Source organism: Williamsia sp. M5A3_1d, from assembly GCF_053345315.1.
In genome coordinates, this window is record NZ_JBKEZX010000005.1 from 14,248 (window position 1) to 28,546 (window position 14,299).

Sequence of the window (14,299 nt, forward strand, 5' to 3'; positions counted from 1 at the left end):
GTCTCGACCGTCCGACACGGACGGCATCAGCGCAGTCGAGCTCCGAGGACCTCGCCCGCGTGGGCCACCGCCGCGTCGCGCGCCCCCGAGGCGTCGTCCTCGGTGAGGGTTCGATCGGCAGCGCGGAAACGCAGGGCGAACGTCAATGATTTGGATCCCTCCCCGACCTGCGACCCCGTGAACACGTCGTAGAGCCGGATGTCCTCGAGCAGTTCTCCCGCGCCGGCCACCAGCGCCCGTTCGACGTCGGCGGCGGCGACGGAGGCGTCCACCACCACGGCCACGTCCTGCAACACCGCAGGGAATAGCGACAGCTGCGGCGCCGGCAGCGCCGTCGAACGCGGCAGCAGATCGAGGTCGAGCTCGACGGCACAGGTTCGCGGTGGAAGTCCCGCGCGGTCGATGACGGCGGGATGCAGCTCACCTGCCCACCCGACGTCGATCGATCCGCCGGCACCGTCGTCGGCGACCACCCGGGCGCATCGCCCCGGATGCCACGGGACATGCTCGGCGGCGACCATGGTCAGCTCGACACCCGATGCCCGACCGATCACCCGCGCGGCGTCGAACGCGTCCGACGCCTCGACCGGACGTCCCGCACCCCACGGTCCCGCGGGCTCACGCGCGCCGGTCAGGACAACCGCGGCGCGCAACGGCTGCCGGGGCAACGACCCCATCAGTTCGGCGATCTCCTCCGGCGTCGGCCGGCGGGTCACGTCGACGGTGGCCACGGGGTGGACGTTCTCGTCGGCGATCATCACCTGCCCGATCGTGAACAGTGCGACGTCGCGCTGACCGCGGGCGAGATTGCGCACCGCCATCTCGACGAGGCCGGGCAGCAGTGTCGTGTTCAGCTCGCTACGCGCGGACTCCAGCGGGTTGAGCACCCGCACCGTTGCGCGACGGGGGTCGTCGTCGGGGACGCCCCACAGGTCGAGGACATCGGCGGGCATGAACGGGAAGGGCAGCACCTCGACGAACCCCGACATGGCCAGCGCGCGACCGACACTGCGTCGGCGGATCTGCTCACGCGTCAGCCCGGTGCCCGCAGGTGCGCGGGGCGGGATCGCGGGGATGTTCTCCAACCCCTCCAGTCGCAGCACCTCCTCGACGAGGTCTGCCGACTGCCGTAGATCCGGGCGCCACGACGGCGGGACGACGTCCAGCATGCCGTCGGCGCCCTCGCTCACGACGCAACCGACCTGCTCGAGACGTCGCGCGGTGGTCCCCGGTGCATAGGTGATGCCGGCGACGCGGTCGGGGAGGTCCGCGGCGATGGACGCCGTCACCGGCGCCGTCGATATCACGACGTCGGTGTGGGCGGGATCTGCCCGGCCTCCCGCGATCTCGATGATGAGGTCGGTCGCGCGGGCCAGCGCGACCGAGGTGATCTGCGGGTCCACCGTGCGCTCGAAACGCTTGCCGGCCTCGCTGGAGAGCCGGTGGCGGCGGCCGGTCCGGAACACCGACACCGGGTCGAAGGTCGCAGCCTCGAGGATGACGTCGACCGTCGACGGGGAGATCTCGCTCTCGGCGCCACCCATCACACCGGCCAGAGCGATCGGTCCGCGGTCGTCGGTGACGACGACGTCGTCCGGGTCGAGTACGCGCTCCACCCCGTCGAGAGTGGTGAGCTCCTCCCCCGCGCTCGCACGCCGGACGACGATGGTGCCGTGCACCTTCGCGGCGTCGAAGGCGTGTAGCGGTTGCCCGAGTTCGAGCATCACGTAGTTCGTCACGTCGACGGCGGCAGAGATCGGCCGGACGCCCGCGACGAGCAGTCGTTTCTGGATCCACCACGGCGACAACGCCGTCGGGTCGACGCCGCGGATGACCTGCGCGCAGTAGCGGGTGGCCGACGACGCGGGATCGATGCGGACCGGCCACGCCTCGTCCGAGGATCCCTCGTCCGAGGATGCACGGTCGGCGACGGTGGGCGAGTCGGAACCTGCGGGGTCGACGTAGGGCAGTTCGAAGCTCGCGGCGAGTTCGCGGGCCAGCCCGCGCACCGAGAAGGCGTAACCGCGGTCGGGTGTCACGTTGACGTCGATCGCGGTGTCGTGGAGGCCCAGCGCGGTGAGCGCGTCGGCACCGGGATCCGCGGTGCCCGGCGCGAGCACGAGGATGCCGGAGTGGTCGGTGCCGATACCCAGCTCAGACACCGAGCAGATCATGCCGTCGGAGGTGTGGCCGTAGGTCTTGCGGGCGGCGATGGCGAAGTCGCCGGGCAGCACGCTGCCGGGGAGTGCGGCGACGATCAGATCGCCCTCGGCGAAGTTGCGTGCGCCGCAGACGATGCCGCGCGGGGTGTCCTCACCTACGTCGACCTGACAGAAGCGGATCGGCTTCTTGAACTCGGTGAGTTCGGTGATCTGCTGCACCCGACCCACCACCAGCGGACCCGTGATGGTCGGGAAGTCCTCCACGTCCTCGATCTCGAAACCGACACGGACGAAACCCGCGTCGATGTCGGCGGTCGACGCCGCGAACTCGGGGGCGCCGCGTCGAAGGGACTCGGTCAACCAGGACTGGGGTACGCGCACGGTGGCTCAACTACTTTCGAGATCGGAGACTGGAGAGGAGGAGCGGGTCAGATCGCCGGGCCGAACGGGACCGTGAAACGGACGTCGCCCTCGACCATGTCGCGCATGTCGGGAAGATCGTTGCGGAACTGCAGGGTGCGCTCGAGGCCCATGCCGAACGCGTAGCCGGAGTACACCTCCGGGTCGATCCCGGCCGCGCGCAACACATTCGGGTTCACCATCCCGCAGCCACCCCACTCGACCCACCCCGCCCCACCTTTCTTGGCCGGGAACCACACGTCGACCTCCGCCGACGGTTCGGTGAAGGGGAAGAAGTTGGGTCGCATCCGGGTGGTGGTGTCGGGACCGAAGATCGCCTTCGCGAGGATCTCCAGCGTGCCACGCAGATTGGCCATGGTGAGGCCCTTGTCGACGGCGAGACCCTCCACCTGATGAAACACCGGGGTGTGGGTCGAGTCGAGTTCGTCGGTACGGAACGTCCGCCCCGGACAGGCGACGTAGATCGGCAGCTCGCGTGTCAGCATCGACCGCACCTGGACGGGCGAGGTGTGGGTGCGCAACACCTGTCGCGAGCCCTCGGGGGCGATGTAGAAGGTGTCCTGCATGGAGCGCGCAGGGTGGTCGGGCAGGAAGTTCAGGGCGTCGAAGTTGAACTGCTCGGTCTCCACCTCGGGGCCTTCGGCGATCTCCCACCCCATCGCGACGAAGACGTCGGCGACCTGTTCGGCGATGACCGTGATCGGGTGGCGGGCCCCGACCGGTCGCCGGGCGCTGGGCAGGGTGACGTCGATGGCCTCCTCGGCGAGGACGGCCGCATCGCGCTCCGCGGTGAGCACCACGACCCGCTCGTCGTAGGCCTGCTGCGCCCGGGCGCGGACCACGTTCACGCGCTTGCCCGCGTCGGCGCGCTCGTTCTTCGGCAGGTCGCCGAGAGCGCGGCGCGCGAGCGCGATCGTCGACCGGTCACCGAGGTGGTCGGTCTTCGCCTGGGCGAGCTGGGTCAGATCACCGGCGGCCGCGAACGCGGCGACGGCCGCATCGGCTGCCGCGTCCAGGTCCTCGGTGACTCCCGACGTTTCGCTGCTCACGACGAACCCAGCTCCTCTTGTAGTCCATGGTGGTCGAACCGATCTCGTACCCGTGTCGACGTCGAGCGTATCGGATCGGTCCGGGCGTCCGGCGCAGCGGTGACCGGCCAAAGTCGCAGGTCACACGCGCCGCGTGGCGATCAGCGATGCGTGGCTCGTGCGCTCGCGTACAGGCAGACGGCGGCCGCGGCCGCGATGTTCAGGCTCTCGGCCCGACCATGGATGGGTATCGACACCCGATGATCGGCCGCGGCGAGCAGGTCGGCCGGCAGTCCGTGAGCCTCGTTGCCGAACAGCCAGGCCGCCCGTGTGGACAACACGGCGTCGGCGGCATCGAGGGAGAGTTCCCCGTCGGCCGCAGTGGCGAGCACCGCGAAACCCGCGGCGCGCAGGGCGTCGACGACCGCATGCGGGTCCTGCACACGCGCGACCGGTATGTGGAACACGCTGCCGGCACTGGCTCGTACGGCCTTGCCGTTGTGTGGGTCGACCGCGCCCGTACCCACGAGGACCACCCCCGCGCATCCCATCGCGTCGGCAGTGCGGATGAGTGTGCCTGCGTTGCCGGGATCGGCGATGTCGACGCCGACCGCGATGGTCGACGCGGCGCCGGCGGCGTCGAGGATCTGCTCAAGTGACGCGTCGAGCAGATCGCAGACCGCAAAGATCCCAGGGCTGGTGGACGTGTCGGCGAGCTTGTCCGCCGCACGCGACGTGACCGTCAGGTTCTCGATCCCCGCCGCCCGCGCGTCGTCGAGCATCGCGGCGTGCCTGCTCTGCTCGTCTTCGCGGACCAGCACGATGCGCGCGACGCGGGAGTCCAGCGCCGCTCGGACCGAGTTGGCACCCTCGACGAGGAATTCACCCCGTTCACGGCGCTCACCGGCGCGGTGCAGTTTGGCAAACGAAACGACCCGCGTGGATCGCTCGGTCAGAGCGGGGTCCACAGCGGGTCGTCCGTGTGCAGATCGAGCGTCGATCAGGCTGCCGGGGCGTTGACGTCGTCGGGCAGCGCCTTCTTCGCGATGGCCACCAGACCGGCGAACGCCTCGGGATCGCTGACGGCGATCTCGGCGAGGATCTTGCGATCCACCTCGAGCTCGGCGATCTTCAGACCCTGGATGAAGCGGTTGTAGGTGATGTCGTTCGCGCGGGCCGCGGCGTTGATCCGCGAGATCCACAGCTTGCGGAACTCACCCTTGCGCGCACGGCGGTCGCGGTAGGCATAGGTGAGTGAGTGCAGCTGCTGCTCTTTGGCCTTGCGGTAGAGCCGCGAACGCTGACCGCGGTAACCCTTGGATGCCTCCAGGGTTGTCCGACGCTTCTTCTGGGCGTTGACCGCCCTTTTCACGCGTGCCACGTGGAATACCTCTTACTGTGTCGAGACCGCGCTCGGCGATCGGTGAAACGGATGTGTGAGCGCGTCGCTCAGATGTTCAGGAGCCGCTTGATGCGCGGCGCGTCGCTGTCGGCGACCACGGCGGTGCCGTCCAGGCGACGGGTGCGCTTGGTGGGCTTGTGCTCCATCAGGTGGCGACGGTTCGCCTTCTGACGCGTGATCTTGCCGCTGCCGGTCACCTTGAATCGCTTCGCGGTTCCCTTGTGCGTCTTTGTCTTCGGCATGTTCTTCCTCGTCTGTAGATGTGTGCGCCGGTCGTCGGCACACCCGGCGGCGTTACGCGCCGGATGCGTCGGTGTCCGCCGGTCCCGTGTCGCGGACCTGGGTCACCTTGGCGCGGGTCTTGGCTCCCTTGTGCGGGGCCAGGACCATGGTCATGTTGCGGCCGTCCTGTTTGGCCGACGTCTCCACGAAACCGAAGTCACTGACATCGGCGCCGAGACGCTGCAGCAGGCGGTAGCCGAGTTCGGGTCGCGACTGCTCACGTCCACGGAACATGATGGTCACCTTGACCTTCGAACCGGCCTCGAGGAAGCGGACCACATGGCCCTTCTTCGTCTCGTAGTCGTGATCGTCGATCTTCGGCCGGAGCTTCTGCTCCTTGATGACCGTCATCTGCTGGTTACGGCGCGACTCGCGTTGCTTCTGCGCGGCCTCGTACTTGAACTTGCCGTAGTCCATGATCTTGCACACCGGCGGACGGGCGTTCGGCGCCACCTCCACCAGGTCGAGATCGGCCTCGAGGGCCAGTCGCAAGGCGTCTTCAACACGCACGATGCCCACCTGCTCCGAATTCGGCCCGACGAGTCGGACCTCCGGTACGCGGATGCGCTCGTTGATGCGGGTCTCTGTGCTGATGGGGCCTCCTCGGTGAAAACAATGGGTGCCGCGGTGTACACCGCGGGCCGTGCGCCGGATGCAGGCGGAACACCCCTGACTCAACGAAAAGGCCCCGCCGATGACGACATCGGTGGGGCCCGCAGTCGACCGGTCCACACCTGCGGACGAGCCGTGGAAACAGCTCACGCACGTGCCACCTCCAACAGGAGGTATCCGACTCCTATTCCCGACAGATGCACCGGGAACGGTGTGCGGATGACCGGACCGAGCAACGATCCGTCGAGACGGACGTCGATCGGTGGGAGCGGGACTCCACTTGCAAACCCCAGCTCACGCCGGGGTGGTCTGACATGGAAGTCTAACAGTCATGCCGGAAAACTCACATTCCGCCGACCTCGGGACCGATGCGTCCCCCGAGTCCGGTGACCTGCCCGTGCGCGATCTGGCCGATGTACCGGCGGTGGAGGTCATCACCAAGTCGATCGTGATGCTCATGAGTGCCGCCGCCGAGAAACTCGGACTGGCCGACGACCCGTCGGCGCAGGCATCGGTCGATCTCGACGAAGCCCGCAAGCTCATCACCGCTCTCGCCGGCCTGGTGACCGCATCGGTGTCCGACCTCGGTCTGCACGCCGCGCCGATCCGTGACGGACTGAAGAGTCTGCAACTGGCGTTCCGCGAGGCCAGCAGCATCCCCGACGAGCCGGGCGCGGGTCCGGGCGAGAAGCTCACCGGCCCCGTCCGCGGCTGAACCCCGCCGAGGATCAGCCGACCGCGGCGCGGGCGCGCGATCCGTTCGGCGCCTTCTTCTTCGTGGGCTTCGCTGTCGCCGCGGTGGCCGAGGCCTTCGCCGCAGGCGCCTTCTTCCGGGTCGGCGCCGCCTTCCGGGTCGGCGTGGCCTGGGCCTCGACGATCTCGCGGAGGAAACCACCGGTGTGGCTCTCCGGGACGGCGGCGATCTGCTCGGGCGTGCCCTCGGCGACCACGACACCGCCTCCCGAACCGCCCTCCGGGCCCATGTCGATGACCCAGTCGGCCGTCTTGATCACGTCGAGGTTGTGCTCGATGACGATCACCGAATTCCCCTTCTCGACGAGACCGTTGATGACGGCGAGGAGCTTGCGGATGTCCTCGAAGTGCAGGCCCGTGGTCGGCTCGTCGAGCACATAGACGGTGCGCCCGGTCGAGCGCTTCTGCAGCTCGGCCGAGAGCTTGACGCGCTGCGCCTCGCCACCGGACAGGGTCGGTGCGGGCTGCCCGAGTCGCACGTAACCCAGTCCCACCTCGACGAGCGTCTTGAGGAACCGGTGGATCGAGGTGACCGGCTCGAAGAACTCGGCGGCCTCCTCGATGGGCATGTCGAGGACCTCGGAGATGGTCTTGCCCTTGTAGTGCACCTCGAGGGTCTCGCGGTTGTAGCGCGCGCCGTGACAGACCTCGCAGGGCACGTACACGTCGGGCAGGAAGTTCATCTCGATCTTGATCGTGCCCTCGCCGGTGCACGCCTCACACCGACCGCCCTTGACGTTGAAGCTGAACCGACCCGGCTGATAGCCGCGGACCTTGGCCTCGGTGGTCGCGGCGAACAGGGTGCGGATCTTGTCGAAGACGCCGGTGTAGGTGGCGGGGTTCGACCGCGGGGTGCGGCCGATCGGTGACTGGTCGACCTGCACCAGCTTGTCGAGATGGTCGAGACCGGTGATGCGCGTGTGGCGACCGGGCACCTGACGCGCACCGTTGAGCTTGTTGGCCATGGTGGTGGCGAGGATGTCGTTGACCAGGGTCGACTTACCCGACCCGGACACACCGGTGACCGCGGTCAGCACGCCGAGCGGGAAACTGACGTCGATCCCGCGCAGGTTGTGTTCGCGCGCACCGACCACCGTCAGCTGTCGTTTGCGGTCGATCGGTCGCCGGACCTCCGGGATGTCGATGTGCTCGCGTCCGGACAGGTAAGCCCCCGTGAGGGATTCGCGATTAACGAGCAGACCCTCGTAACTCCCGCTGTGGACCACGTTGCCGCCGTGCTCGCCGGCGCGCGGACCGATGTCGACGATCCAGTCGGCCATCCGGATGGTGTCCTCGTCGTGCTCGACGACGATGAGGGTGTTGCCCAGGTCGCGCAGACGGGTGAGGGTCTCGATGAGCCTGCGGTTGTCGCGCTGATGCAGACCGATCGACGGTTCGTCGAGGACGTAGAGGACACCGGCCAACCCGGAACCGATCTGGGTCGCCAACCGGATGCGTTGCGCCTCACCGCCGGACAGCGAGCCGGCCGCCCGCGACAGCGACAGGTACTCCAAACCGACGTCGAGGAGGAACGTGATGCGTGCCTGCACCTCCTTGAGCACCCGACCGGCGATGGCCTGCTCGCGCGCACCGAGGGTGAGGTCGGAGAGGTAGTCGGCGCAGTCCCCGACCGACAACGCACACACGTCGGCGATCGACTTCTCACCGAACCGCGGGTGGTCGAGCGTGACCGCCAGGATCTCCGGACGCAGCCGGGCGCCGGAGCACACCGGGCACGGGATGTCGCGCATGTACCCCTCGTACCGGTCCTTCATCTGCTCGGACTCGGTCTGCTCCATCCTGCGGTGCAGGAACTTCATCACGCCCTCGAACTCGGTGTAGTACGAGCGGGTGCGGCCGTAACGGTTGCGGAACTTGACGTGGACCTGATGATCGCTGCCGTTGAGGATGGCTCGACGGGCCTTGACGGGCAGGCGATTCCACGGCGTGTGGATGTCGAAACCCATCTCGTCGGCCAGCCCCGACAGCAACCGCAGGAAGTAGTCGGCATTGTGTCCGGTCGACCACGGTGCGATGGCGCCGTCGGCGAGGGTGGTCTCCGGGTCGGGGACGACGAGTTCCTCGTCGACCTCCTTACGGATGCCGAGACCGTCGCAGTCCGGGCACGCGCCGTACGGCGAGTTGAACGAGAACGACCGCGGCTCGAGGTCATCGATGGCGATGGGGTGTCCGTTGGGGCACGCCATCCGCTCGGAGAAGCGGCGTTCGCGATCGGGGTCGTCCTCCTCGAGATCGACGAAGTCGAGCACGATCACGCCGTCGGCGAGCCGCAGCGCGGTCTCGACGGAGTCGGTGAGCCGCTGCTTCGCGGACGACTTCACCGCCAGACGGTCGACGACCACCTCGATGTCGTGCTTCTCCTGCTTCTTGAGCGTGGGCGGGCTGGTGAGCGGGTGCACCACACCGTCGATGCGCGCGCGGGAGAAGCCCTGCGTCTGCAGCGAGGCGAACAGGTCGACGAACTCGCCCTTGCGGGTGCGCACCACCGGCGCGAGCACCTGGAACCGGATGCCCTCGTCCATGGCCAGGACCTGGTCGACGATCTGTTGCGGGGTCTGCTTGGCGATCGCCGCGCCGCACTCGGGGCAGTGCGCTTTGCCCGCACGTGCGTAGAGCAGCCGGAGGTAGTCGTAGACCTCGGTGATGGTGCCCACCGTCGACCGCGGGTTGCGGTTGGTGGACTTCTGGTCGATCGACACCGCGGGCGAGAGGCCCTCGATGAAGTCCACGTCGGGCTTGTCCATCTGCCCCAGGAACTGACGAGCGTAGGCCGACAGCGACTCCACGTAACGCCGTTGCCCCTCGGCGAAGATCGTGTCGAACGCGAGGCTCGACTTCCCCGACCCGGACAATCCCGTGAAGACGATCAGGCTCTCCCGCGGCAGGTCGACGTCGATTCCTCGCAGGTTGTGTTCCCGGGCTCCTCGGACGATCAGACGATCTGCCACAGCTGTCCTCTGCTCTGCGCCGGATACGACGCGCTCGTGTGCACACTTGTCGCCCGGTCGGTCGACACCGTGGGTCGACACCGTGTGTTCGGGCCGATCCCGGCCACACCGGGCACGCTTCCATCGTAGGGGCGACCACCGACACCACCGACCCGGGAGACTCCTCGGCGAGCGCTCCGTGGCGCGGGTCACCGGTTGTAGCGTGAGTCCATGACCGCTCCCGACATGACCGTGTCCGACGACTACACCGGCGATCTGTCCGACACCTCCGGCGCGCACCGCCGCACCACACCGACCGCGACCATCACGAAACTGTCCGTGGGTCCGATGGACAACAACGCCTACGTCGTCACCTGCCGTGAGACCGGTGACCGACTCCTGATCGACGCGGCCAACGACGCCGACCGCATCCTCGCGTTGCTCGAGACCCTGCCCGGGACGCTCACCGGGATCCTCACCACCCACCAGCACTTCGATCACTGGCAGGGTCTGGCGCAGGTGCGCGAATCGACCGGTGCGCCCACGCTCGCCGGACGCATCGACGCCCCCGAGATCCCGGTCGACACCGACCGTCTGATCGACGACGGCGAGGTGATCGAGGTCGGGAACCTGCGCCTGTCGGCCATCCACCTCGTCGGCCACACGCCGGGTTCCATCGCGCTGGCGTTCGACGGCGGCGACCGCACGCACCTGTTCACCGGGGACAGCCTGTTCCCCGGTGGCGTGGGAAAGACCTGGCAGGAAGGCGATTTCGAGATCCTGCTGGGTGAGGTGACCACCAAACTGTTCGACCGTTACGACGACGAGACCTCGGTCTATCCCGGTCACGGTCTGGACACGACCTTGGGCGCAGAACGGCCCCACCTGGGCGAATGGCGTGAGCGCGGGTGGTGACCACGCCCGGGTGCCCCCCACCGGTCGTCGGCGACCGGTAACCTCGACACGGCCCTGTGCCGCAGGTGACATGGATCCGTCACCTCTCAGAGCCCGCGTCCCGAGGAGGCCATCAGTGTTGATCCGCCGAATTGCCCGACCGATGCTCGCCAGCGTGTTCGTCGCCTCCGGCGTCACCGCGCTGCGGCATCCCGAACAGTTCGCCGAAACCGCGCGACCGTTCGTCAAGAAGTCCCAGCAGAACCTTCCCGACGACATCACCGACCCGCTCCCCTCCGACACCGAGACCCTCGTCCGCATCAACGCGGCGATCCAGGTCGGTGGCGGCGTGATGCTGGCCACCGGGAAGTTCCCGCGCATCGCGGCACTCGGCCTGGCCGGGTCGCTGGTCCCGACCACGTTGGCGGGCCACGACTTCTGGAACGAGTCGGACCCCGAGGCGCGCAACGCCGCTCTCGTCGACTTCCTCAAGAACGTGTCGCTGCTCGGCGGTCTGCTGATCACCGCGGTCGACACCGAGGGCAAGCCCTCGCTGGCGTGGCGGGGCAAGAAGGCAGCCGAGCACGCGACCGAGGCCGTCACCGCAGCCCTCCCGTTCACCGGCGACTCGAGCGGGGACGGCTTTGAGCACTTCCGTTCGGTGGCCGCCGATCGTGCGTCGCACGTCGCCGAGATCGCCAAGGACAAGGCTCCGGTCGTGCTCGAGGCTGCACGCGAGCGGGCGACACCACTCGCCGAGGTCGCGGTCGACCGTGGCGCGAAGCTGGCCGAGATCGCCAAGGAGAAGGCCACACCACTGGCCGAGGCCGCCGCCGAGCGTGGCACCGAACTGGGTGAGAAGGCCGCCAAGGTCGCCCGCAAGCGTGCCGAGAAGGCCGCGAAGGTCGCCCGCAAGGAAGGCGACAAGGCGGCGAAGAAGGCGCGCAAGCGTGGCTCGAAGTTGGCCGACGCCGCACTCGATCGCGGATCCGACCTCGCCGACACCGCCCGCCAGCGCGCACTCGACCTCGCCGACACCGCGCGCGACCGCGGGTCCGATCTCGCCGACCAGGCGCGTGACCGTGGCGCCGAGTTGGCCGACCAGGCGCGCGACCGTCGCGCCGAGCTCGCCGAGCAGGCCCGCGCCCGCAGCGCCGAGCTCGCCGAGCAGGCCCGCGCCCGCAGCGCCGAGCTGGCCGACCAGGCCCGTGATCGTGCACCGGCGTTCGCCGATGCCGCCCGCAGCGCAGCGGCGGACCTGGCGTCGACGGCCAATGACGAGGGCGCCAAGCTCTCCCGTCGTGCGCGCAAGCGCGCCGAGAAGGCAGCGAAGAACCTTCGCTGAGAACACCGTTCGATCGATGACGGGGTGTGCCGGTGACCGACGATGCCGGCACACCCCGTCGTCGTGTCGGGCCGGGACACAGAGCGTGCACCCGCCTCGGCCGCACCACGAAAGGCACCCGACACATCCATGACCCGGATCCGGGAAGAAGACACGACGAGTCCCGCCGCCGCTGCTGACCCGGCGGACGACGCGGACTCCCCCGTCGCGTCCGAGCAGTCACACCTCGACGTCGTCTACGCCCGCCTCGACCGCATGCGGCAGTCGACCGGTCGACGCCTGCGCACCGCGCTCGTCGAATCCGACGGCACCCCGCAGTCGCAGTCCGAGCGCGAGTCCTACGAACGCATGTATTCCGACGACCTCACCAAATTCGATGCGGCCGAACACAATCTGTATTTCGGACGCCTCGACCTGGACGATGGCGAGACGCGCCGCATCGGCCGTATCGGGATCCTCGACGACGACGAACACGACACCACGCTGCTGCTCGACTGGCGGGCACCGCTGTCGCGGCCGTTCTACCTGGCCACGCCCGCCGCACCCGACTCGGTCGCCCTGCGACGCCATGTCCGCACCCGCAACCGACAGGTGGTGGCGGTCAACGACGAACGCCTCGACTCCGGCGACCTCGACGCGACGAGTCGCGGCGACGTGGTCAACGAGGCGGCGTTGATCGGTGCCCTCAACGCCGCGCGGACCGGCGAGATGACCGACATCGTCGAGACCATCCAGCGCGAGCAGGACATCATCATCCGGTCGTCTCACCGCGGCGTCACCGTGGTCCAGGGCGGCCCCGGTACCGGCAAGACCGCGGTTGCGCTGCATCGGGCCGCCTACCTGCTCTACACACATCGCGAGATACTCGGTCGCAGCGGCGTTCTCATCATCGGCCCCAACGACGACTTCCTCCGCTACATCGGCCAGGTGTTGCCCTCCCTCGGTGAGACCGGCGTGCTGCTCTCGACCGTCGGTGACCTCTATCCCGGCGTGAGTGCAGACCGACCCGACGACCGTCACGCGGCCGCCGTCAAGGGCGACCTCGCGATGGTCGAGGTGCTGCGCACCGCAGTACGCGAGGCACAGATCCTGCCCACCGAGCCGGTCACCGTACGGTTCGACGGGTACCCGTTGGTCATCGATCGCACGCTCGTCAAGCGGGCGCGGGGGCGGGCGCGGTCGAGCCGGCGACCCCACAACCAGGCCCGCCCGATCTTCCTACGGTCGGCGCTCGACGCACTCGCCGAGCAGCACGCCGGCCGTATCGGTTCGAGCACCATCGACGGTTCCCAGTTGATGAGTGCAGGCGACGTCGCCGACATCCGTGACGAGATGGAGCAGGATCCGACGATCCTGCGAACGTTGGCACGATTCTGGCCGCAGCTGACGCCGGATCGTCTGCTACGGGAGGTGTTGAGCGACCCCGATCGGATCCGCGTCGCGACCCCCGGTTGGGGTGCCGAGGAGCGCGACGCGCTGCGGCGGGATCCGCGGTCGGGCAGCGGCTTCACCGTGGGGGACGTGCCACTCCTTGACGAGCTCGCCGAGATCATCGGGTTCGACACCGGCGACGACGAACGCGAGCAGCAGGCGCAGTGGCGACGGCAGATCACCGAGGCGCAGGACGCCCTCGACATCCTCACCGGGTCGGCCCCGCAGGACCTCGAGGACGAACTCGATCCCGAGATCCTGATGGCGTACGACCTCATCGACGCCGAACAGCTCGCATCACGCCAGACCCGTCGACAGACCCTCACCACCGCCGAACGCGCCCACGCCGACCGCACGTGGGCGTTCGGTCACGTCATCGTCGACGAGGCGCAGGAGATCTCGGCCATGGGCTGGCGGATGATCATGCGCCGCATACCGAATCGGTGGATGACGATCATCGGCGACACGGCGCAGACCGGCGACCCCGCAGGGACCAGCGACTGGGGATCGGTACTCGAGCCCTACGTCGCGGCACGCTGGCGGCAACACGATCTCACCGTGAACTACCGCACCCCCGCCGAGATCATGACCGTCGCGTCCGGGGTCCTGGCCGCGATCGACCCGACCCGCACTCCCCCGACCTCGATCCGGCGGTCGGGCGTCGCGCCGTCGGTGCAGCGCGTCGCCGAACCCGCGATCATCGATGCCGCCATTGCTGTTGACGCCGCGTGGCGCGACACCGATGAGGCCGGTGTGGGCGCGATCATCGTGCCCGACGTGCTCGTGGACGCGTTCACCGCGGCCGCGGGAGCGCAGACGAGGGTGTTGGCCGTGACGGCCTGCAAGGGGTTGGAGTTCGATCGCACGGTGGTCGTCGAGCCGGCTGCGATCGTCGCGCAGTCGCCTCGCGGTCTCAACGACCTCTACGTGGCCCTCACCCGTGCGACACAGCGACTGGCCCTGGTCCACGCACGCGACCTGCCCGACTGCCTGTCACTCGACTGAGCGACGGGCCGTCGGGC

The 14,299-nt window shown here is 68.6% G+C and carries 11 protein-coding genes; 4 read left to right on the top strand and 7 right to left on the bottom strand.

Going from position 1 to position 14,299, the window contains the following annotated elements; translation table 11 throughout:
* Positions 1 to 26: 26 nt before the first annotated feature.
* The 6 genes from pheT to infC form a co-directional block, all read right to left on the bottom strand.
* Positions 27 to 2,543: a phenylalanine--tRNA ligase subunit beta gene (gene pheT, locus ACLBW1_RS20415; RefSeq protein WP_447813654.1), complete on the bottom strand. Its 2,517-nt coding sequence runs from the start codon at positions 2,541 to 2,543 to the stop codon at positions 27 to 29.
* A 47-nt stretch (positions 2,544 to 2,590) separates the two neighbouring features.
* Positions 2,591 to 3,631, bottom strand: coding sequence for a phenylalanine--tRNA ligase subunit alpha (gene pheS, locus ACLBW1_RS20420; protein WP_447813655.1), 1,041 nt, complete (start codon positions 3,629 to 3,631; stop codon positions 2,591 to 2,593).
* A 140-nt stretch (positions 3,632 to 3,771) separates the two neighbouring features.
* Positions 3,772 to 4,578 carry a TrmH family RNA methyltransferase gene (locus tag ACLBW1_RS20425; RefSeq protein ID WP_447813656.1) on the bottom strand — a complete coding sequence of 269 codons (807 nt, stop codon included), beginning with the start codon at positions 4,576 to 4,578 and terminating at the stop codon, positions 3,772 to 3,774.
* Positions 4,579 to 4,610: 32 nt separating this feature from the next.
* Positions 4,611 to 4,991, bottom strand: a complete 381-nt coding sequence (gene rplT / locus ACLBW1_RS20430; protein WP_045823004.1) for a 50S ribosomal protein L20 — start codon at positions 4,989 to 4,991, stop codon at positions 4,611 to 4,613.
* Between the two features lie 68 nt (positions 4,992 to 5,059).
* Complete coding sequence (gene rpmI / locus ACLBW1_RS20435) at positions 5,060 to 5,254, bottom strand: 50S ribosomal protein L35 (RefSeq protein ID WP_447813657.1); 195 nt, start codon at positions 5,252 to 5,254, stop codon at positions 5,060 to 5,062.
* Positions 5,255 to 5,306: 52 nt separating this feature from the next.
* The gene (gene infC / locus ACLBW1_RS20440) at positions 5,307 to 5,948 is read right to left on the bottom strand and encodes a translation initiation factor IF-3 (RefSeq protein WP_447813728.1); all 642 of its coding nucleotides are present in this window, start codon (positions 5,946 to 5,948) and stop codon (positions 5,307 to 5,309) included.
* A 289-nt stretch (positions 5,949 to 6,237) separates the two neighbouring features.
* Here infC and ACLBW1_RS20445 point away from each other — a divergent pair, with 289 nt between their 5' ends.
* Positions 6,238 to 6,621, top strand: coding sequence for a DUF1844 domain-containing protein (locus ACLBW1_RS20445; protein WP_447813658.1), 384 nt, complete (start codon positions 6,238 to 6,240; stop codon positions 6,619 to 6,621).
* A 13-nt stretch (positions 6,622 to 6,634) separates the two neighbouring features.
* Here the strand turns inward: ACLBW1_RS20445 and uvrA are convergent, their stop codons facing one another.
* Positions 6,635 to 9,628 carry an excinuclease ABC subunit UvrA gene (uvrA, locus tag ACLBW1_RS20450; protein WP_447813659.1) on the bottom strand — a complete coding sequence of 998 codons (2,994 nt, stop codon included), beginning with the start codon at positions 9,626 to 9,628 and terminating at the stop codon, positions 6,635 to 6,637.
* Positions 9,629 to 9,838: 210 nt separating this feature from the next.
* On the opposite strand from uvrA, the gene ACLBW1_RS20455 reads away from it, so the two are divergent.
* From ACLBW1_RS20455 to ACLBW1_RS20465, 3 genes are all read left to right on the top strand, one after another.
* Positions 9,839 to 10,522: an MBL fold metallo-hydrolase gene (locus tag ACLBW1_RS20455; protein ID WP_447813660.1), complete on the top strand. Its 684-nt coding sequence runs from the start codon at positions 9,839 to 9,841 to the stop codon at positions 10,520 to 10,522.
* Between the two features lie 142 nt (positions 10,523 to 10,664).
* On the top strand, positions 10,665 to 11,846 hold the full coding sequence (locus tag ACLBW1_RS20460; protein ID WP_447813661.1) for a DoxX family membrane protein: 1,182 nt from the start codon (positions 10,665 to 10,667) through the stop codon (positions 11,844 to 11,846).
* A 129-nt stretch (positions 11,847 to 11,975) separates the two neighbouring features.
* Entirely contained in the window at positions 11,976 to 14,282 is a 2,307-nt protein-coding gene (locus tag ACLBW1_RS20465) for a HelD family protein (RefSeq protein WP_447813662.1), read from the top strand.
* Positions 14,283 to 14,299 lie beyond the last annotated feature (17 nt).

Excerpts from the sequence above, each read along its gene's own strand:
- rpmI (WP_447813657.1), bottom strand. The coding sequence starts at position 5,254 with ATGCCGAAGACAAAGACGCACAAGGGAACCGCGAAGCGATTCAAGGTG.
- ACLBW1_RS20445 (WP_447813658.1), top strand. The coding sequence starts at position 6,238 with ATGCCGGAAAACTCACATTCCGCCGACCTCGGGACCGATGCGTCCCCC.
- ACLBW1_RS20455 (WP_447813660.1), top strand. The coding sequence starts at position 9,839 with ATGACCGCTCCCGACATGACCGTGTCCGACGACTACACCGGCGATCTG.
- ACLBW1_RS20460 (WP_447813661.1), top strand. The coding sequence starts at position 10,665 with ATGCTCGCCAGCGTGTTCGTCGCCTCCGGCGTCACCGCGCTGCGGCAT.
- ACLBW1_RS20465 (WP_447813662.1), top strand. The coding sequence starts at position 11,976 with ATGACCCGGATCCGGGAAGAAGACACGACGAGTCCCGCCGCCGCTGCT.